This is a genomic window from Pseudomonas sp. SG20056, from assembly GCF_031764535.1.
Taxonomy (GTDB): domain Bacteria; phylum Pseudomonadota; class Gammaproteobacteria; order Pseudomonadales; family Pseudomonadaceae; genus Aquipseudomonas.
On record NZ_CP134499.1, the window covers coordinates 3,748,686 to 3,767,048 of the forward strand.

Consider the following 18,363-nt stretch of genomic DNA (forward strand, 5'->3'; position numbering starts at 1 on the left):
CCGAAGGTGTTGACGCGGGTCAATGCATGAACAGAGAGTAGCGTTTGCAGGTGCAAGTTCAGCTGTGGTCGATTGTCGCGCGACCGGCTGTCACAAGGGCTTGCGCCCTATAACAGCGCTTCTGGTCGATCAACATCGCGCAGCACGCCAGGGTCATCCACAACGATCCCCTGGCAAGCAGCAGGATTAGCCTGCAACAGCGCGCGAGCACCTTCATCACCCGTCAGACTCTGCAGCGCTGGCCAGAAGGCGCGGCCAAACAACACCGGGTGTCCGCGTTGACCGTCATAGAGTGGATAGACGATACGCCCGGCTGCGGCTTGCTGGCACAGCTGCCAGAAGCTCTCGGTGGCTACCCAGGGCATATCGCCGAGCAGCACGGCGATGGCGTCGGCCTCGCAACCAGCCAAGGCCCGCACCCCAGCCGCCAGGCTGTGGCCCATGCCCTGATCGGCGTCAGGGCAACGGATAATCCGGCACGCCGCCGGCAGTCCCAATGCCTGCACATCGTCCTCGTCGCGCAGCAGCACATGCACTTCAGCGAACACCTGCAAGGCCCGTTCGGCACTGGCCGCCAGCAGGCCGCGACCGTCCGCTAAACGGGCCAGTCGCTTGTCACTGCCAAAGCGCCGACCACGCCCGGCCGCCAGCAACAGGGCCACCACGCGCGGCAAGCTAGAGCGCATCCCGCGCCAGGCCGTTGCGCACCCGCAGGATGTCGGCGAGTACCGCCAGGGCGATTTCCGCCGGGGTCTTGCTGCCCAGGTTGAGGCCGATTGGCGCGATGATCCGCGCCAGCGCAGCATCATCCAGGCCGCCGACGCGGCGCAGGCGCTCGAAGCGTTTGGCGCTGGTCAGTCGCGAGCCCATCACACCGATATAAAAAGCCTCGGTGCGCACCGCTTCGATCATCGCCAGATCATCGATGCGTGGGTCATGGGTCAGCGCCACCACGGCGGTGTCGGCATGGCAGCCGCCGCGGCGAATCACCTCGGACGGCAGTTCACGGCGGATCTCCACGCCTGGCAAATCAACGCCTTGCAGCACCTCCTCGCGCGGATCGCAGAGCACCACCTCGAAGCCCAGGCCCTGAGCAAACTGCGCGCAAACCTGCGCCACCGAGGAATAGCCCGCCAGCAGCAAGCGCTGGGCAGCGCCAACGCGCACACGCAGCCGATTCGGCTGACGCTCAACTCTTGGCCCCTGCGTGTTGTCAGCCAGCAAGCGGCGCTCGCCGCTGGGCAGCGCCACGTCACGGATCAGCCGGCGCTGGCCCGCCAAGGCGCTTTCCAGCTCACGCAGATGCGCCTGCACCGCACAGTCGGCCGGCAGGTTTTCCACCAGTACGTCCAGCACGCCGCCACAGGGCAGGCTGATCTGCGAGTGCGGGTCGCTGCCATCGCCGTAGCGCACCAGGTGCACAGGCTCAGGAAAGGCGCCAGCGGCCAAGCGTTCAAGAAACTCATCCTCAACGCAACCACCGGACAACGAACCGATCCATTCGCCCTCGGCCGTGGCAGCCAGCAGCGAACCCGGCGCGCGCGGCGCCGAGCCGTAGGTGCTCAGCACCGTGCACAGCCACACGCGCCGCCCTGCGGCGGACCACTGCAGCGCCTGGCGGACGACCAGCAGATCAAGGTGCTGCATCAGGCTTCACCCGGCCTCAATGGCCTTTCTCGCTGCGCAACTGGCTGACCTGCTGCGGGCTCAGCTCGGCCGCCTGGCCACCCCAGGTCTGCCGTAGGTAATGCAGCAGGTCGCGCATCTGCCCGTCATCCAGCTTGTCACTGAAGCCCGGCATCGGTTGCATGCGCTCGAAACCGGTGAACTGCTGCTCCTTGATGCCGTCATCGATCACCCGCAACAAGTTGCGCGCATCGTTCAGGCGCAGGGTGGTGTTGCCGTCCATCGCCACGGCCACATGCGGCACGCCCTCACCTACCACGCCATGGCACCCGGCGCACAGATTGAGGTAGTGCTGACGGCCCTGCTGGGCGCTGGCGTCGAGCTGTTCGAAGGCCACCGCGCTGACCTTGCGCGGTGCCGGCGGCTGATCGCCAAGCAGGTAGGTGGCCATGGCCTTGTGGTCGTCCAGCGGCAGGTACTGGGTGCTGTGGTGCAGCACCGGGTACATCTCGTTGAACATCGAACCCTGAGCGCTGATGCCGTGTTTGAGGAAGGTCGCCAGGTCGTCGGTGCTCCAGCCGCGCTCGGCCAGGTCCTCGGCGAGCAGGCTGGGTGCCTCGTAGCCGAGCAGCACGCCGCCCTGCAGACGCTGATCCTGCTGCAACGCACCAAGGGCATTGCGCGGCGTGTGGCACTCGCCGCAGTGGCCCAGGGCCTCGACCAGGTATTGGCCGCGCTGCCAGGTCTCGCTTTTGCCGTCAGCCGGCAGCAGTTGCACGCGGTTCTTGTAGAGCATGTTCCAGAAGCCCAGGCCGAAGCGCACATTGAACGGGAAGCTCAGACTGGTTTGCGGGCTGGGTTTGGCGATCGGCTCCAGGCTCATCAGGTAGGCGTAGATGGCGTCGGAGTCTTCACGCTTGAGCAGGTGATAGGAGGTGTACGGCATCGCCGGATAGAGTTTGCTGCCATCCCGCCGCTCACCTTCGGCCACCGCGCGGTAGAAGTCATCGGCGCTGTACTCGCCGATGCCGTACTGCTTGTCCGGGGTGATATTGGTGCCGTAGATGGTACCGAACGGCGACTCCAGCGGCAGGCCACCGGCGTATTCGGCACCGCCTTCGACACTGTGACAGGCCACGCAGTCGGCGGCGCGCGCCAAGTACTTGCCGCGCTCGATCAGTTGCTTATCCACCGCCTGGGCAGCCAACGGCAGCAACAGGGCGGCAGCAATCAGAATGTTCTTCATGCTTAACCTTCCTTGACCAGGCCGAGGGACTCGACCACATCGCGCGCGGCGTTGTAGTAGCGCACGTAGCCGGTGCAGCGGCAGATGTGCTTACCCAGGGCGTCTTCGATCTCGCCTTCCAGCTCGCTGCGTTTGACCGGCTGGCGCTGGAGTTTTTCCACCAACACGGTGGCGGCGTTGACGTAGCCCGGCGTGCAGTAGCTGCACTGGAAGGCAAACTGGTCGACGAACTGCTGCTGAATCGGGTTGAGCTGGCTGACCTCACCCTGGGCATCGCGCTTGGCGTGGCCCTCGATGGTGCGGATGCGCTTGCCGTCGAAGAAATGTGCGCCGGTGATGCAGGTGCGGATTTCTTCGCTGGTGCCGTCGGGCTTGTCGAGGATCGCCACACAGGCGTGGCACACACCCTGGCCGCAGCCCAGGCGCGAACCGGTGAGGTTCAGGTATTCATGGAGAAAGTCGATCATCATCAGGTCGTCGGCCACTTCCATCGGGCCGACTGCCTGGCTGTTGATAATCATGCTGAGCAGTCGCTTAGCCATGGAGGGCCTCCTTGATGCGGGCCGGAGTCAGAGGAAGGTCGCGCAGGCGCTTGCCGGTGGCGTGGGCCACGGCGTTGACGATGGCGCCGACCACCGGAATCATCACCACCTCGGCGATGCCCTTGGCCGGGTCGCTGGGTGATAGGGGCGGCAAAATCTCCGCGCTTTGCGACCAGACCGCGCAATCCTTGGCGCGCGGCAGCTGGTAGCGGTTGAAGTTCCAGGTGCCGTCGCCGGGGCCGCCTTCATACAGCGGCATTTCTTCCAGCAGCGCGTGGCCGATGCCCATGGCGATACCGCCTTCGAGCTGACCGAGCACCAGTTCCTCGACGATCACCCGGCCGCATTCAAGCCAAGAGTGATGATTGATCACCCGCGCCTCGCCGCTGCCTTTGTTGACCTTGACCTCGACCAGGGTGGCCACCGGGCTGTAGTAGGTGACCATGGCGTTGTTCAGCTGAGTGACCGGGTACTTGATGCTGACGCGGTCGAGCAGGTGGAAGCCGTTGCGGCTCATCAACGCTTTTTGCGCCGCAGCTGCACCGTCACCGTATTTCACCGCCAGGGCATCCAGCGGCACCCGTTCGCGCTGGCCGTTGATTTCGAACTCGCCCTCGGCCCAGCTCCAGCGGTTAAAGCCGTGCACGCTAACGCCCGTGACCAAACCCAGCTCGTGAGCCTTGTGCGCCAGCAACTTGAACGGAATCGGCGGCATGCCGTCAGCAGTCAGCTTGCCCTCGACCCAGTGCGCATTCTCGCGACGCACCACATAAGGGTTGGCCAGCCCGCCGTGTTCGCCACGGCCCCAGATGGCCAGGGCCGCCGGCCACAAGCCATGAATAAAAAGGATGCGCGCCGCTTCGCGGGTGGAGTGCCCGGTGTAGTAGGACGAGTTGGTCGCCGACGAAGGCGAGGCCAGCTTGCCGACCCAGCGCGGGTTCTGCAGCGCCGCGTCCTGCTCGGCCTGGCTGATCATGTAGGGGTTGCCGCTGGTGGTCAGGGCCAGCTCGCTCCACTCGGTTTCACCGGTCTTGATTTCATCGGCGGGCTGGCCGAGGTAATCGGCGACCAGCAAGGCCTGCGAGGTGGCCATGCCGGTGCCCATGTCGATGGCGATCTGGCGCAGGCTGACGCGGCCGTCGGCGCTGAATTCCAGGCTGGCCATCGGCGCTTCGGAACCGGTGCCGAAATCCTTCTGGCAGATGGCGAAACCGACGCCGTAGAGGCTGTCCGGGTCTTCGGCATCGAAGCGCTGCTTGCGCTCAACGCGGTTCTTCCAGATTTCGTGCTGCGCGGCTTTGTCGAGGATTTCGTCGAGGCGCAGGGCACCGGCCGGAATCGCGCCCTGGGTGTTCTTCATGCCGGACTGGAACACGTTCTTCTTACGCAACTCAATGGCATCGATGTTCAACCGCCCGGCCACTTCGTCCACCATCATCTCGGTGGCGGCCATGGTCTGCAGGGTGCCGTAACCGCGCATCGAGCCGGCTTCCACACCGCGCGAATAGTAGGCGGTGGCCGCCAGATCGCTGCGCGGCAGGTAGTAGATCGACTGCGCCGCCGTGGCCCCGACTGCGGCCACGGAAGAGCTGTAGTTGGCGCGGCCGCCGCCATCGACATCCATGTGCGCGCGGAAGATCTGGAAGCTGTGATCCTGCTTGTTCACCGCCAGCTGGTAATGCATGTCGAAGGGGTGGCGCTTGATCCCGCTCTGGAACTGCTCGTAGCGATCATTGGCCAGGCGCACCGGAACACCGCTGCCGTAGAGCGCGGCCAGGGCGGCGTAGAACACGTGAATGTTGTTGTCCTTGGAGCCGTAACCGACGGTGTAGCCGGGGTGCATGCTAAGTTTCTTCACGCCAAAGCGCGACGGCGCGAGCATATGCGCGGTCTGCTCGGCCACTTCAAACGGGCACTGGGTGGCGACCACAAAATGCAGGGTGCCACTGGCCACGTCGAACCAGCCATTGCCGTTGTCCGCTTCCAGCGCGGCGGGCTCGATGGATTGGGTGGTGAAGCGCTCATCGAACACCAGCCAGTCGTCCGGCGGTGTCTGCAGCTGCTGAAGCATCTGCTCGGCGTGGTACAGGCCCTGCTGGGTCAGGTCACCACTGACCTTGCCCTCGCCCCAGGCCGGCTTGCGGTTGTGGATCAGTGGAAACAGCATGCTGTCCTTGAGGCTGGAGAACTTGTCGACCTCAAACGGCGTAGCGCCGCCGACCCGCACGAAGCGGAAGCTGCCGTAAGGGTCGCTCTGGAACGCCGGCGCTTGCTCGCCGTAGCGGATCACCTTGTCGTTGAACTTGAGAATGTTCTTGGCTTGGCGATAGCGCTCGAAGTCATGCCAGATCAGCAGCGCCACCGGGTGGCCGATAAACATCGGCACCTGGCCCTCGGGCAGCAGCGGGTCGAGATTGTGGCCATCCGGAAAGGCGATGCCGTCCTTAACCAGGTCACTGGCGGTGACCACCCGTTGCGGCTGCAACTCGGCCGGCAGCACTGACAGATCGAAGCCCTGATACAGCTGTTCGGTGCGCGTGGCCTTGAGCAACAGCGCATGGCCTTGCTGCTGCGGCCAGCCGGGCATGTCCTTGGCGCGGATATCGCGGGCAAACACCTTGCCGCCTACGGCTTTGGACACCCCATCAATACGCGCCACGGCTTTGCCGCTGGCGTCATACCAGGGCTGTGGCATGCGCGTGACGCGCTCTTCGAACAATGCCGCAAAAGCCTTGCTGCCCAGTGGGGCGAAGCTGATACCGATACCGGCGATAACGCTGCCTTGCAGAAAGGCGCGACGGGATAAATCAGGAGTGGACATGTCCGTTCCTCGGGGCCAGAGCAGCCTGGCCGTTTGCTTGAACAAGAGAGTGACAGGCGCACCGCTTACCAAGACGGAGCAGAATCAGCGTAGACGACAGACTTATTGACCTGAAAGTCAGATTCTACCCAAGTCATTCCCACAACAGAATAAAAACCTGCCTTTAAGGTCAGATTTACTCCCTGCGCGCGTATCAGACTTCTCAATTGCCAGGCCCCGGCTCCGGCCCGCGCAGACGCATGCTAGGCTGCGTCTCCCGCCAGCCGTCCGAGCCATTTCGGCCATGTCCCAGCTTCTGCTCCGTCATCAGCGCCCGTTTCTCGCCTTCTGGTTCGCCCGGGTGTTTACCGCCAGCGGCTTCCAGATGATTACCGTGGCGATTGGCTGGCAGATGTATGCGCTGACCGGCAACGTGCTCGACCTCGGCCTGGTCGGACTGATCGAATTTCTGCCGAAGATCCTGTTTATTCTGCTCACCGGGCATGTCGCCGATCGCTTCGACCGGCGCAAGGTGGCCGCGCTCTGCCAGGGCGCGCAGGGACTGATTGCCCTGAGCCTGCTGCTCGGCAGCGGCGCGGGTGGCATCAGCCGCGAGATGATTTTCGTGATTGCCTTTCTGCTCGGCACCGCCCGCGCCTTCGAGATGCCGACCACCCAGGCCTTGCTGCCGAATATCGTGCCGCCTGGGCTGTTCCCCGCCGCAGTAGCCGCTTCGGCATCGGCCATGCAAGCCGCCACCATCATTGCGCCAGCGCTGGGCGGATTGCTCTATGCGCTCGGCACGCACTGGGTCTACGGCCCGGCCGTGCTGTTATATGGCTGCGCCCTGAGCCTGATGCTCAGCCTGCCGGCGCGCCAGCTGCCGCTGAAACAGAAGGTCTCGCTGGGTTCACTGCTGGCCGGTTTTCGCTTTATTCGCAGCCGCCCAGCCGTGTTCGGCGCGGTGTCGATGGACATGCTGGCGGTGCTGCTCAGCGGCGCCACCGCGCTGCTGCCAGTATTCGCCAAGGACATTCTGCTCACCGGGCCCTGGGGGCTCGGTCTGCTGCGCTCGGCACCGGCGGTGGGTGCGCTGCTGATGTCGTTGTGGCTGGCGCGCTTTCCCATTGAGCGGCGGGTTGGCCCGGTGATGTTCACCTCGGTGGCGATCTTCGGTGTGGCGACCATCGGCTTCGGCCTGTCCACTTCACTCTGGTTCAGCCTGGCGGCGTTGGTAGTGCTGGGCGCGGCAGACATGATCAGCATGGTGATCCGCGGCGCCTTCGTGCAGCTGCAAACCCCGGACGAAATGCGCGGCCGCGTCGGCGCGGTCAACGGCCTGTTTATCGGCGCGTCCAATCAGCTTGGGGACTTCCGCGCCGGGGTCAGCGCGGCCTGGTTTGGCACGGTGCCGGCAGTGCTGATCGGCGGCGTGGGCGCCATTCTGGTCACCGGGATATGGATCCGCCTGTTCCCCGAGCTGGCCAAGCGCGATCATCTGCACCCGCAAGGCCCTGAGCGAACCCACGACTAACGGGTTAGCCGACCAGCATGGCCTCCGACACCTGCTTGCGCACGGCCTTGCCACACAGCTGCTCAACCAGGGTCAGGGCAAACTCCAGGGCGGTACCGGGGCCCTGGCTGGTGATGCAGTTGCCATCGACCACCACCGGCTGGTCGACAAATACACAACCGCTCAGGCGATCACTGAACGCCGGATAACAGGTCATGCGCCGCTGTTTAAGCACACCATAGTGCTGCAACGCCAAGGCCGGGGCGGCGCAGATGGCGGCGAACAACTTGCCGGCCTTGGCCTGCTCGCGCACCCGCTCGGCCAGCGGCTCGTGCTCGGCCAGGTGTTGCGCGCCCGGCATGCCGCCGGGCAACACGATCAGGTCGAAGGGCTGAGCCAGTACATCCACCAGCATGGTGTCGGCCGTCAGCCGCGTGCCACGGGCGCAGGTGATCATCCGCCGACTTTCGATGCTGGCAACTACCACCTCAACCTCAGCACGCCGCAGTACATCAATCAGGGTCACGCATTCGAGGTCTTCGACACCATCGGCAACGCTGATCAGGGCCCGTGCAGTCATCGTTTCGCTCCTTGTAGTGGCCGTGCATAAACTGTCCGAGCGGTCATAAATTCACCAGCTCCAGACGAGCTGATATGATGCGCGCCTTTTTCCAGATCGCCAGCAAAAACATGCACCCACGCGTGGATGTGCTTTGCTTTCGGTTTGCATAAACACGGCAAAAACGCCGTTACGGGGAGTGCCACATGCTGGAAAGACTGTTCCAACTCAAAGCCCATAACACCACGGTGCGCACCGAGCTTCTGGCGGGTTTGACCACCTTCCTGACCATGGCCTACATCCTCTTCGTCAACCCCAACATGCTGGCCGAAACCGGTATGGATAAAGGTGCCGTATTCGTTGCCACCTGCCTGGCAGCGGCGCTTGGTTCAGCCATCATGGGCCTGCTGGCCAACTACCCGATTGCTCTGGCACCGGGCATGGGTCTGAACGCCTTCTTCACCTACACCGTGGTGCTGACCATGGGATACACCTGGCAGACTGCTCTCGGCGCGGTGTTTCTCTCCGGCGCAATCTTCTTTCTGCTGTCGATCTTCAAGATCCGTGAGTGGATCATCAACAGCATCCCGCTGGCCCTGCGCTCGGGTATCGCGGCGGGCATCGGCCTGTTCCTGGCGATCATTGCGCTGAAAAACGCTGGCATCGTGGTGGACAACCCGGCCACCCTGGTCGGCCTCGGTGACCTGAGCAAGGGCGGCCCACTGCTGGCCTGCCTGGGGTTCTTCGTAATTGCCGCGCTGGCTTACCGCCGCGTAACCGGCGCGGTGATGATCGGCATTCTGCTGGTCACTGGCCTGTCGATTCTGTTCGGCTTGTCGCAGCTCAATGGCGTGGTGTCGATGCCACCGTCACTGACCCCGACCCTGATGCAGTTGGACATCATGGGCGCGCTGGATATCGGCCTGCTCAGCGTGATCTTCGCCTTCCTCTTCGTTGACCTGTTCGACACCTCCGGCACCCTGGTCGGCGTGGCGCAGAAGGCCAACCTGCTGGACAAGGACGGCAAGATGCCCAAGCTCGGCCGCGCCCTGCTGGCTGACAGCACCGCGACCATGGCCGGCGCGGCACTGGGCACCTCGACCACCACCAGCTATATCGAATCCGCTGCGGGCATCAGCGCCGGCGGGCGCACCGGTCTGACCGCCTGCGTGGTGGCAATCCTGTTCCTCCTGGCGCTGTTCTTCGCCCCGCTGGCCGGCGCCGTACCGGCCTTCGCCACCGCACCGGCGCTGCTGTTCGTCGCCGTGCTGATGATGAGCAGCCTGGCGCAGATCGATTGGGACGACCTTACTGTCGCCGCCCCCGTGGTGGTTGCCGCCCTGGCCATGCCGTTGACCTTCTCGATTGCCAACGGCATTGCCTTCGGCTTTATCGCCTGGACCCTGATCAAGCTGCTGGCCGGCCGCTGGCGCGACCTCAACCCGGCGCTGGTGGTGCTCTCGGTACTGTTTGCGATCAAACTGGCGTACTTCGCCTGATGACCTTGCGGGTGGGCAATAGCCCACCCGCTTCCTTTTTGAAAAGAGTCCCGCATGAGCCGTTCCCAGTTCGATCCCGCCACCTACGCCGCCCAGCTTGCTGACAAGCAGCAGCGCCTGATCGAGCTGCTGGCGCCGTTCAATGCACCCGCCCCCGAAGTATTTGAGTCGCCGCGCGAGCACTACCGCCTGCGCGCCGAATTCCGCCTGTGGCGCGAGGGTGAGGACCGTCACTACGCGATGTTCGAGGCCGGCGATAACCTCAACCCGATATTCTTCGAAGACTTCCCCATCGCCAGCGCGCAGATCAATGCGCTGATGCCGCGCCTGAAGACCTCCTGGCAAGCCAGTAGCGCCCTGAGCTTCAAGCTGTTTCAGGTCGAGTTTCTCACCACTCTGTCCGGCGATGGCCTGATCACCCTGTGCTACCACCGCCCACTGGATGCCGCCTGGCAGGCTGAAGCTGAAAAACTGGCGGCCGATTTGCAGGTCAGCATCATTGGCCGCTCCAAGGGCAAGCGCATCGTTATCGGCCGGGATTATGTCGAGGAAAAACTGCAGGTCGCTGGCCGCACCTTCAGCTATCGCCAGCCAGAGGGCGCGTTCACTCAGCCCAACGGCGAAGTGAACCAGAAGATGCTCACCTGGGCCTACGAGGCGCTCGGTGAACGCTCAGACGATTTGCTGGAGCTGTACTGCGGCAATGGCAACTTCACCCTGCCGCTGGCCACCCGCGTGCGTAATGTGCTGGCCACCGAGATCAGCAAGTCCTCGGTGAATGCCGCCCTGGCCAACCTGGCCGACAACGGCGTGGATAACGTCAGCCTGGTGCGCCTGTCCGCCGAAGAGCTGACCGAAGCACTGAATGAGGTGCGGCCGTTCCGGCGTCTGGCCGGCATCGACCTGAAGAGCTACGACTTCGGCTGCGTATTCGTCGACCCGCCGCGCGCCGGCATGGACCCAGACACCTGCGAACTGACCCGGCGCTTCGAGCGCATTCTGTATATCTCCTGCAACCCGGAAACCCTGGCCGCCAACATCGCCCAGCTGAATGACACCCACAAGGTGACGCGCTGCGCGCTGTTCGACCAGTTCCCCTACACCCACCATATGGAATCGGGTGTATTGCTGGAGCGCCGCTAGCGTTACCGCGCCACCCACAGCGACACAGGATGCAAGCAACAGACCCATCGGCGGATTGGCGCAAGGTTGCGCCACCCGGCCTAGACTGCGCTGGCCAGGGTGTCTGGACACCCAACTCAAGGAGTCGCCGATGCGCCGTTATCTGTTAGCTCTACTGCTGCCCCTGCTGAGCGCCTGCACCAGCACGCCCGAACCGTCGATACAGGTGCTGCAACCGACACCAGGCACCTCGTATCAGAGCTTCAACGTGCGCGCGGTCAGGACCAGCGGCCATCGTACGGATCTGGAGCAGCGCTTTAATCAGGCAGTGCAGAACGCACTCAGCGCCAAGGGCTATCGCTTCACCGAAACGCAGCCCGATATGCAGGTCATCTATGCCCTGGGGCTGGAGCATGAAGCAGGAATTGAGCTCACCCCGATAGCGGTGGGCGGTACGGTCTACACCCAGACCCACGCCACCGAAGATGAGCGCGCACGCTTAGCCCTGCGCATTCTCGATAGCAAGACCCAGGCAGTGCTGTTTCAGGCGCAGATCAACCGGCAGCTGCACAACCCGGACATGAGCCAGGAAAACTTCGACCGTGGCGTGGCCAAAATCCTCGAAGGCTTCCCCGTCGCACGCTGACTCAGACGCGCTGCAAACCGCGCAGCGCCCAGAAGCACAGCCCCACCGAGACCACTTCCAGCAGCAGCGCGTAGAGATTGAAGGTCTGCTGCGCGCCGCCATCCAGCCACAGGCCGCCAATCCGCGCCAGCGCCAGGGCGCTGTAGAGCAGCACCAGCAGGGTCAACGCTGCGCGGGTGAAGTCCAGCCGGCTCAGCGACAGGCCGATAAACGCCGCCAGACCCAGTTGCAGGCCACCGTAGAACGCCCGCATATCGGTGGCAGCCGCTGGCGACATCAGCAGCATGCCGCTGAGGTTGGCCATTTCATGGGGGCGGACAAAATAGGCCAGGCCCAGGCCCGCCAATGCCAACAGTTGAATCACCAGTACTACGCGTGCAAACAACATGGACAGCCCCTACCCCAGAAATCGAGCACGCAGCATAAGCCCCCACCGCGCCTTTCGGAAATCGACGGTGGTTAGCCACGGCCGCCGGGCGCTATGCTCAGCCTTTCACCTGCCAGGAGTTACCCGATGCGCCAGTTGCTTGTTCTCGCCGGGCTGTTTGTCAGCAGCCTGAGTTTCGCCGCCGAACCCCTGACCATCGACGTACACCGCGATACCAACTGCGGTTGCTGCAAGGCCTGGATCAGCCACCTGCAGGACAACGGCTTTAACGTTGTCGACCATGTCGAAACCGATATGAGTGCGGTCAAACAGCGCCTGGGCGTGCCGCCGCGCCTGTCGTCCTGCCACACCGGGGTGATCAACGGCCAGTTTGTCGAAGGTCACGTACCGGCCGCCGACATTCTCAAAATGCGCAAACAGCCCGACCTGCTCGGCGCGGCCGTACCCGGCATGCCAGCCGGCTCACCAGGTATGGAATACGGCAATGTGCGCGATGCCTATCAAGTCATCGGCCTGGATAAGCAAGGCGCAGAGCGGGTGATCAGCGAATACCCCACCATTGAATAAGTGACGACTGCACTGGCGTAGCGCACACCAGCGGACGACACTCAAGCTCGGCATACACACAGGACGATAGCGATGCGCTGGAAACGCGGAAGACGCAGTGACAACGTGGTGGACGCACGCGGCAGCGGCTCACGCATGGGCGGCGGCAAGGGGTTGACCCTCGGTGGCGTGGCCATCGTGGTGATCGTCGGCCTGCTCAGCGGCCAGGACCCGATGCAGATCCTCGGCCAACTGGCCGGGCAAGCCATGCAGGGCGGCTCGGTCAGTGCGCCGCAACGCTCAACGCCTGCCGCCAATGACGAGCAGTCGGAGTTCGTCCGCGCCGTGCTCGGCGATACCGAGGACACCTGGCGGGAAATCTTCCAGGGTGCCAATCGGCAGTACAAGGACCCGACCCTGGTACTGTTTCGCAGCGGGGTGAATTCCGCCTGTGGCTTTGCCAACTCGGCGGTCGGGCCGTTCTATTGCCCTGGCGATCAGCGGGTGTATATCGACCTGGCGTTCTTCCGCGAGCTGGAACAGCGCTTTGGCGCGGCCGGCGACTTTGCCCAGGCCTATGTGATTGCCCATGAAGTCGGCCACCACGTGCAGACCCTGCTCGGCGTCTCAGCCAAGGTCAACGCCGCCCGCCAGCGTGGCGAGCGGGTGGAAGGCGCGACCGGGCTACTGGTACGCCAGGAGTTGCAGGCCGATTGCCTGGCGGGCGTGTGGGCCTTCCATGGCCAGCGTCGGCATGACTGGCTGGAGCCAGGCGATATTGAAGAGGCGCTGAACGCCGCCAATGCCATCGGCGATGACCGCTTGCAGAAGCAGGCTCGCGGTCAGGTGGTGCCTGACTCCTTCACCCACGGCACCTCAGAGCAGCGCGTGCGCTGGTTCAAGACCGGTTTCGACGGCGGCAATGTCGGCCGCTGCGATACGTTCAAGGCCACGCGGCTGTAAGCCAGACAAACGCCCAAGATATTCAGCGCAAAAAAATGCCGCTTACCTGATCAGGTAAGCGGCATTTTTTATCAGCGGCACGCCCTGTCTATTGCGCCCAAGGCGGTGGCGGCTCTTCGCCCTTGGGTTCATCTTCGGCATTCAGCAGCGCCTGACGGCGCGCTTCGTCGGCCAAGGCGGCCTTGATCTCGCGCATCACCGCATCGATATCGGCTTCTTCTTCAGGATCATCGAATTCACCCGTCAGCGGGCTCTCTGGGGTCAGTTCACCGGCCTCATAGAGCGCCCACATTTCCTTGGCGTACTTGGTGAATTTCAATTCCGGGGCAAACTGACCGAAATACTCAGCCATGTTGCGCACATCGCGCTCAAGCATCTTGAACGCATGGTTGTTGCCGGCCGCATCCACCGCTTGCGGCAAGTCGATAATCACCGGGCCACCCGGATCAAGCAGCACGTTGAATTCCGACAGGTCACCATGCACCAGGCCAGCGCAGAGCATTTTCACCACTTCATGAATCATAAAAGCGTGGAATTCGCGGGCATCGTCCGGGTGCAGGTCGACATCATTGAGACGCGGAGCCGCGTCGCCCTCACCGTCATCGACCAGTTCCATGAGCAACACGCCTTCAAGGAAGTCATACGGCTTGGGCACCCGCACCCCGGCGTTGGCCAGGCGGAACAAGGCGGCAACCTCGGCATTCTGCCAGGCATCTTCCTGGCCCTTACGGCCGTACTTCGAACCTTTGGCCATGGCCCGGGCATCACGGCTGTTGCGTACCTTGCGGCCTTCCTGATACTCGGCGGCTTGGCGAAAACTGCGTTTATTGGCTTCCTTGTAGACCTTGGCGACGCGCAGTTCCTCACCGCAGCGCACCACGTAGACCGCGGCTTCTTTACCGCTCATCAGCGGGCGTATCACTTCATCGACCAGCCCGGCTTCGACCAGGGGCTCAATACGTTTTGGCGTCTTCATCAGCTTTAATCAGGGATCCTGTGTTGCCCAAGTCGACTCTGCCGCCCGTTATACGGCAATCTTTACGCAGCGCCCACCCTCGTGTCAGCACACCCCGCATTACCTGGCGCCACCCAGGCACATCGAAGGCAGGGCAAACCGCTCAATCATGCCGACTGGCGATGTGTTGAGCAGCGCACATGCAGCAAACCCGGCGTTACAAACACACGCGCCATGCAACCAAAAGGGATTTAACACTGTCCCATTCGCTGTATATTCGCCAGCCGGTCATGCCACGCGCAAGGCCCCTTACCGCCACCCCGCGAAGGCGCCTCGCCTGAGCCTGCATGATTGGGGGAAACAACTGTGAAACATGCCCAATCTGGCAGCAGCCCCCTGCCCCAGCAGCCACATCTTAAGGCGCGCAACGCACTGGGCAGTCTGGCCGCCAAGCGCCACGCGCACCCTAAACGCTGCAATGGCATCGCCGCGCTGCACATCGCCTCCAGCCATGTCGTCACCGATACGCCTGCACGCTACATCAGCCGCCTGTGTGCGCAGTTTGCGCACAAGCTGCCAGTCAGTTTCGGTGACCACCACGGGCGCATCGAATTTGCCTTCGGCCTCTCACACCTGCATGCGGATCGAACCGGCCTGCATATCACTGTCCTGAGTAATAACCCGCAGGACCTGAACAAGCTCAAGCACCTGATAGCCACCCACTTCGAGCGCTTTGCCTGGCAAGCCGAGTTGAGCCTCGACTGGCAATAGCAAAGCGTTGAAAACGACCTACGTTGCTCAACGGTCTGCCGGCCGCAGTCAGGGCGCCAGCAGATGCTGACGCAACGCCTCGATGGCATAGCGAACCTTGGCCGGTTGCGCATCACGGCGCGGCGTCACCAGGTAGATACCGAATAGCGGCATGCGCCAGTGCGGCAGTAGCTCACGCAGGCGGCCACTGGCCAATTCCTCACGCACTTCCTGCTCCGGTTGCAGCGATACGCCCATACCGGCCAAGGTGAAATGGCGCACCGCCAGGATGTTGTTGCAGCACACCCGGCTTTCCACCCGCAGCTTCTCGACCTGGGCATCGGGCCCGCGCAACTCCAGCAAGTTGAACGCACTGTCACTGTGCAAAATCAGCCAGTCCAGGCCTATCAGGTCGCGGGGATGATTGATCGGCGGCTTGCGCAGCAGGTAGGCGGGTGCTGCGCACAGCAGCATACGCGTATCACCGATATGCCGCGCCACCAGGCTGGAGTCCTCCAGGTGGCCGACGCGGATGGCCAGATCGATGCGCCGCTCAATCAGATCGATTTGCTCATCATGGAAGAACAGCTTGAGACTGAGTCCACTGTGCGCCTGTAACAGCGGCGCCAGTGCCGCGCTGAGCCGTCGCCCGGAAAACCCCACTGGCGCGGCAATGCGCAGCTCGCCCACCGGCGCATCGCGCAACTCGGCCAAGCGCTGCTCGGCCTGCTGCGCCAGTACCAGCACCTGGGCGCAGCTCTGATAGAAGGTCGCGCCCGCCTCGGTCAGGGTCAGCTTGCGCGTAGTGCGGTGCAGCAGGTTGACCTGGGTGCTTTCTTCCAGCTTGCGTATCTGCTGGCTGACTGCCGATGCCGTCATACCCAACACCTCAGCCGCTGCCACCATGGAGCCACGATCGACCACGGTGGCAAACACTGCCATGCGCTTTAACTGCTCCATTCGTAAGCCCTGCTTAATAGTTAAAGCCTTTTTAGCCTATTTTTCTGCGCTTTACCCAGCTGCGATTATCTACCCCACTTAATCCCAACTGGAGACATCCCATGCAACTCGCTCTGATCGGCGCCAGTGGCTTTGTTGGCGCAGCTGTTCTGCAAGAAGCCCTGGACCGTGGCCACCAGGTCACCGGCATCGTCCGTAATACCGCGAAACTGCCACAGCACCCGGCGCTTAATGCCGTCGCTGGCGATGCCTACAACGCCGACGCCTTGGCCGAGCAACTCAAAGGCCATGACGCAGTGATCCACGCGTTCAATCCGGGCTGGGGCACGGCTGATATTCGCCAGCGTTTTATCCAGGGCAGCCAGGCGATCATCGCAGCCAGCAAACAGGCCGGCGTACAGCGCCTGCTAGTGGTCGGCGGCGCAGGTAGCCTGTATGTCGCCCCAAACCTGCAGCTGATCGACACTCCGGACTTCCCCGCCGCGTACAAGGAAGGCGCCGAAGGCGCGCGGCAAACCCTCAACCTGCTGAAAACTGAAACCGCTCTGGCCTGGAGTTTTATCTCACCGCCCGCGCTGTTGCAGCCGGGCGCACGCAGCGGACAGTTCCGCATCGGCGGCGACCAGTTACTGATGAATGGCGACGCCCCGGCGCAGATCTCGGTCGCAGACCTCGCGGTAGCCATCATCGATGAGCTGGAGCGCCCACATCACCTGCGCCAGCGCTTTACCGTTGGCTATTAAGCCGTCACTTGACCAGGAGAACCCCATGCCACTGAACGCCAGCGCCTATGTCGTCACGGATACACCGGCCCGCTACATCAGCCGGCTGTGCAAACACTTCGCCCACAAGATTCCGGTGAGCTTCGATGAACAACAAGGACGTATCGAGTTCGACAGCGGCTTGGCACTGCTGCTGGCCGAAGCGGATGGCCTGCGCCTGAGCGTGCAAAGCGCCAGCAGCGAAGGCCTGGAAAGCCTGAAGAAGGTGGTGACCAGCCATTTTGAACGCTTCGCCTGGCAGGCCGAGCTGAGCCTCGACTGGCAGTGATCAACCCGCAGGCAGGGTCAGCTCGATGCTTTCGCCCAGTGACTCATCCAGGCGCTGCAGCTCGGCATGAATCGCCGCCGCGTCGTCAGCCAGGCGCTGGGCGATGTTGGCGAAGTCATCGGCGGCTTCGATAAAGGCCAGCACCACCGAGGGATCGAAGCGCGTACCACTGGCCGCGCTGATCTGCTTGAGCGCTTCGGCGTGGCTGCACGACGGCCGATACAGGTGGTGGCTGGTCAGTTCCTCATAGGCACCGACCACCGCCATCAACCTGGCCGTCAGTGGAATCTGTTCGCCCAGCAGGCCCTGCGGGTAGCCGCTGCCGTCCCAGCACTCATGCTGGCTATAGACGATATCGCGGGCATCGCGGAGAAAATCGGTGACGTTGCCCAGCTTGGCCTCGGCGGCCAGCAAGGCATCACGCCCGGCTTCGGTATGCCGATGCAGCAATTGCAGATCCTCGCCCTGCAGCTGCTGGATCGGGTTGAGCAGGATGCGATCCGGCAGCACCAGTTTGCCGATGCCATGCAGCAGTGCTGATTTACCCAGCTGAGTGATGCGTTCGCGGTTCAACTCATCGGCCAGCGCCGGCTGTTGATGGGCCAGCGCCGTGGCCAGAGTGGTCATGTAGGGTTCGATACGCGCCAGGTGCTTACCGCAAGGGTTGTCGCGCATGGCCGCAAGGCTGGCCATGGCCTCGATGGTGACCTCCTGCAGGCGCTGCATATCGCGGGTGCGGCGACGCACTTCCAGCTCCAGGTATTCACTCTTGTCGCGCAGGAAATCCGCACTGGCCTTGAGCTGCAAATGCGCGTGTACGCGGGCGAGCACCAGGGGCGGGCTGATCGGTTTGGTGATGTAGTCCACCGCGCCCAGATCAAAGCCGTGCTGTTCATCGGCCACCTCGCTCTTGGCGGTAAGAAACACCACTGGAATATCCGCCGTGGCCGGATTGAGTTTGAGCAGGCGGCAGACTTCGTAACCGTCCATCTCCGGCATCATGATGTCGAGCAGGATCAGATCCGGCTGCTGGCTGCCGGCGGCGATGCGCAGCGCCTTGACGCCACTGCTGGCAACCTTGACCCGATAGCTGCCGAGCAGCAGCCCGCTCATCAGTTCGAGGTTTTCCGGGGTATCGTCCACCACCAGCACCAAGGGCTGATCCGGCCGGTCGAGTATGTTGTCCATCACCACTCCC

General features: G+C 63.2%; 19 protein-coding genes. 9 read left to right on the plus strand and 10 right to left on the minus strand.

Annotated elements, in window-relative coordinates:
• Positions 1-107: 107 nt before the first annotated feature.
• From RHP75_RS17845 to RHP75_RS17865, 5 genes are read right to left on the minus strand one after another with little or no spacing between them, the layout of a single operon-like run.
• Positions 108-686 carry a nucleotidyltransferase family protein gene (locus tag RHP75_RS17845; protein ID WP_311089363.1) on the minus strand — a complete coding sequence of 193 codons (579 nt, stop codon included), beginning with the start codon at positions 684-686 and terminating at the stop codon, positions 108-110.
• Positions 676-1,647, minus strand: coding sequence for an XdhC family protein (locus RHP75_RS17850; RefSeq protein ID WP_311089365.1), 972 nt, complete (start codon positions 1,645-1,647; stop codon positions 676-678). The genes RHP75_RS17845 and RHP75_RS17850 overlap by 11 nt, the downstream gene beginning before the upstream one ends.
• A 16-nt stretch (positions 1,648-1,663) precedes the next feature.
• Positions 1,664-2,872: a cytochrome c gene (locus RHP75_RS17855; protein ID WP_311089366.1), complete on the minus strand. Its 1,209-nt coding sequence runs from the start codon at positions 2,870-2,872 to the stop codon at positions 1,664-1,666.
• Between the two features lie 2 nt (positions 2,873-2,874).
• Positions 2,875-3,414, minus strand: a complete 540-nt coding sequence (locus RHP75_RS17860) for a 2Fe-2S iron-sulfur cluster-binding protein (RefSeq protein WP_311089367.1) — start codon at positions 3,412-3,414, stop codon at positions 2,875-2,877.
• Positions 3,407-6,235 (minus strand): xanthine dehydrogenase family protein molybdopterin-binding subunit, encoded by a 2,829-nt coding sequence (locus tag RHP75_RS17865; protein ID WP_311089368.1) that lies wholly within the window; start codon positions 6,233-6,235, stop codon positions 3,407-3,409. Before RHP75_RS17865 ends, RHP75_RS17860 begins: the two co-directional genes overlap by 8 nt.
• Positions 6,236-6,518: 283 nt before the next feature.
• Here RHP75_RS17865 and RHP75_RS17870 point away from each other — a divergent pair, with 283 nt between their 5' ends.
• A complete protein-coding gene (locus tag RHP75_RS17870) occupies positions 6,519-7,748 on the plus strand; it encodes an MFS transporter (protein ID WP_409079670.1) in 1,230 nt (409 codons plus the stop codon).
• A gap of 4 nt (positions 7,749-7,752) precedes the next feature.
• Here the strand turns inward: RHP75_RS17870 and RHP75_RS17875 are convergent, their stop codons facing one another.
• Complete coding sequence (locus RHP75_RS17875) at positions 7,753-8,307, minus strand: DJ-1 family glyoxalase III (protein ID WP_311089369.1); 555 nt, start codon at positions 8,305-8,307, stop codon at positions 7,753-7,755.
• A 185-nt stretch (positions 8,308-8,492) separates the two neighbouring features.
• Here RHP75_RS17875 and RHP75_RS17880 point away from each other — a divergent pair, with 185 nt between their 5' ends.
• From RHP75_RS17880 to RHP75_RS17890, 3 genes are all read left to right on the plus strand, one after another.
• Positions 8,493-9,785 (plus strand): NCS2 family permease, encoded by a 1,293-nt coding sequence (locus tag RHP75_RS17880; RefSeq protein ID WP_311089370.1) that lies wholly within the window; start codon positions 8,493-8,495, stop codon positions 9,783-9,785.
• Between the two features lie 54 nt (positions 9,786-9,839).
• Positions 9,840-10,928, plus strand: a complete 1,089-nt coding sequence (trmA, locus tag RHP75_RS17885) for a tRNA (uridine(54)-C5)-methyltransferase TrmA (protein WP_311089371.1) — start codon at positions 9,840-9,842, stop codon at positions 10,926-10,928.
• Between the two features lie 130 nt (positions 10,929-11,058).
• The gene (locus RHP75_RS17890) at positions 11,059-11,553 is read left to right on the plus strand and encodes a DUF4136 domain-containing protein (RefSeq protein ID WP_311089372.1); all 495 of its coding nucleotides are present in this window, start codon (positions 11,059-11,061) and stop codon (positions 11,551-11,553) included.
• 1 nt (position 11,554) lies between these two features.
• On the opposite strand, the gene RHP75_RS17895 is transcribed toward RHP75_RS17890, so the two are convergent.
• Complete coding sequence (locus RHP75_RS17895) at positions 11,555-11,941, minus strand: DUF4345 domain-containing protein (protein ID WP_311089373.1); 387 nt, start codon at positions 11,939-11,941, stop codon at positions 11,555-11,557.
• A 126-nt stretch (positions 11,942-12,067) separates the two neighbouring features.
• Between RHP75_RS17895 and RHP75_RS17900 the strand changes: the two genes are divergently transcribed.
• Both RHP75_RS17900 and RHP75_RS17905 read left to right on the plus strand, forming a co-directional pair.
• Positions 12,068-12,508, plus strand: coding sequence for a DUF411 domain-containing protein (locus RHP75_RS17900; protein WP_311089374.1), 441 nt, complete (start codon positions 12,068-12,070; stop codon positions 12,506-12,508).
• A gap of 72 nt (positions 12,509-12,580) precedes the next feature.
• Positions 12,581-13,450 (plus strand): neutral zinc metallopeptidase, encoded by an 870-nt coding sequence (locus RHP75_RS17905; protein ID WP_311089375.1) that lies wholly within the window; start codon positions 12,581-12,583, stop codon positions 13,448-13,450.
• A gap of 88 nt (positions 13,451-13,538) precedes the next feature.
• On the opposite strand, the gene RHP75_RS17910 is transcribed toward RHP75_RS17905, so the two are convergent.
• On the minus strand, positions 13,539-14,426 hold the full coding sequence (locus tag RHP75_RS17910; protein WP_090249509.1) for a PA4780 family RIO1-like protein kinase: 888 nt from the start codon (positions 14,424-14,426) through the stop codon (positions 13,539-13,541).
• A gap of 345 nt (positions 14,427-14,771) precedes the next feature.
• Between RHP75_RS17910 and RHP75_RS17915 the strand changes: the two genes are divergently transcribed.
• Complete coding sequence (locus RHP75_RS17915; RefSeq protein WP_311089376.1) at positions 14,772-15,176, plus strand: DUF2218 domain-containing protein; 405 nt, start codon at positions 14,772-14,774, stop codon at positions 15,174-15,176.
• 48 nt (positions 15,177-15,224) lie between these two features.
• On the opposite strand, the gene RHP75_RS17920 is transcribed toward RHP75_RS17915, so the two are convergent.
• Positions 15,225-16,115, minus strand: coding sequence for a LysR family transcriptional regulator (locus tag RHP75_RS17920; RefSeq protein ID WP_311089377.1), 891 nt, complete (start codon positions 16,113-16,115; stop codon positions 15,225-15,227).
• A 101-nt stretch (positions 16,116-16,216) separates the two neighbouring features.
• Between RHP75_RS17920 and RHP75_RS17925 the strand changes: the two genes are divergently transcribed.
• Positions 16,217-16,858, plus strand: a complete 642-nt coding sequence (locus RHP75_RS17925; RefSeq protein ID WP_311089378.1) for an NAD(P)-dependent oxidoreductase — start codon at positions 16,217-16,219, stop codon at positions 16,856-16,858.
• Positions 16,859-16,883: 25 nt separating this feature from the next.
• Positions 16,884-17,165 (plus strand): DUF2218 domain-containing protein, encoded by a 282-nt coding sequence (locus RHP75_RS17930; RefSeq protein ID WP_311089379.1) that lies wholly within the window; start codon positions 16,884-16,886, stop codon positions 17,163-17,165.
• On the opposite strand, the gene RHP75_RS17935 is transcribed toward RHP75_RS17930, so the two are convergent.
• Positions 17,166-18,353 carry an HD domain-containing phosphohydrolase gene (locus RHP75_RS17935; protein ID WP_311089380.1) on the minus strand — a complete coding sequence of 396 codons (1,188 nt, stop codon included), beginning with the start codon at positions 18,351-18,353 and terminating at the stop codon, positions 17,166-17,168.
• Positions 18,354-18,363: the final 10 nt, after the last annotated feature.

Bases quoted from the DNA above. Each gene is read 5' to 3' on its own strand.
- RHP75_RS17900 (WP_311089374.1), top strand. From the start codon at position 12,068: ATGCGCCAGTTGCTTGTTCTCGCCGGGCTGTTTGTCAGCAGCCTGAGT.
- RHP75_RS17910 (WP_090249509.1), bottom strand. From the start codon at position 14,426: ATGAAGACGCCAAAACGTATTGAGCCCCTGGTCGAAGCCGGGCTGGTC.
- RHP75_RS17865 (WP_311089368.1), bottom strand. From the start codon at position 6,235: ATGTCCACTCCTGATTTATCCCGTCGCGCCTTTCTGCAAGGCAGCGTT.
- RHP75_RS17890 (WP_311089372.1), top strand. From the start codon at position 11,059: ATGCGCCGTTATCTGTTAGCTCTACTGCTGCCCCTGCTGAGCGCCTGC.
- RHP75_RS17930 (WP_311089379.1), top strand. From the start codon at position 16,884: ATGCCACTGAACGCCAGCGCCTATGTCGTCACGGATACACCGGCCCGC.
- RHP75_RS17875 (WP_311089369.1), bottom strand. From the start codon at position 8,307: ATGACTGCACGGGCCCTGATCAGCGTTGCCGATGGTGTCGAAGACCTC.
- RHP75_RS17860 (WP_311089367.1), bottom strand. From the start codon at position 3,414: ATGGCTAAGCGACTGCTCAGCATGATTATCAACAGCCAGGCAGTCGGC.
- RHP75_RS17870 (WP_409079670.1), top strand. From the start codon at position 6,519: ATGTCCCAGCTTCTGCTCCGTCATCAGCGCCCGTTTCTCGCCTTCTGG.
- RHP75_RS17880 (WP_311089370.1), top strand. From the start codon at position 8,493: ATGCTGGAAAGACTGTTCCAACTCAAAGCCCATAACACCACGGTGCGC.
- RHP75_RS17895 (WP_311089373.1), bottom strand. From the start codon at position 11,941: ATGTTGTTTGCACGCGTAGTACTGGTGATTCAACTGTTGGCATTGGCG.
- RHP75_RS17925 (WP_311089378.1), top strand. From the start codon at position 16,217: ATGCAACTCGCTCTGATCGGCGCCAGTGGCTTTGTTGGCGCAGCTGTT.
- RHP75_RS17845 (WP_311089363.1), bottom strand. From the start codon at position 686: ATGCGCTCTAGCTTGCCGCGCGTGGTGGCCCTGTTGCTGGCGGCCGGG.
- RHP75_RS17905 (WP_311089375.1), top strand. From the start codon at position 12,581: ATGCGCTGGAAACGCGGAAGACGCAGTGACAACGTGGTGGACGCACGC.
- RHP75_RS17920 (WP_311089377.1), bottom strand. From the start codon at position 16,115: ATGGAGCAGTTAAAGCGCATGGCAGTGTTTGCCACCGTGGTCGATCGT.
- trmA (WP_311089371.1), top strand. From the start codon at position 9,840: ATGAGCCGTTCCCAGTTCGATCCCGCCACCTACGCCGCCCAGCTTGCT.
- RHP75_RS17855 (WP_311089366.1), bottom strand. From the start codon at position 2,872: ATGAAGAACATTCTGATTGCTGCCGCCCTGTTGCTGCCGTTGGCTGCC.
- RHP75_RS17935 (WP_311089380.1), bottom strand. From the start codon at position 18,353: ATGGACAACATACTCGACCGGCCGGATCAGCCCTTGGTGCTGGTGGTG.
- RHP75_RS17850 (WP_311089365.1), bottom strand. From the start codon at position 1,647: ATGCAGCACCTTGATCTGCTGGTCGTCCGCCAGGCGCTGCAGTGGTCC.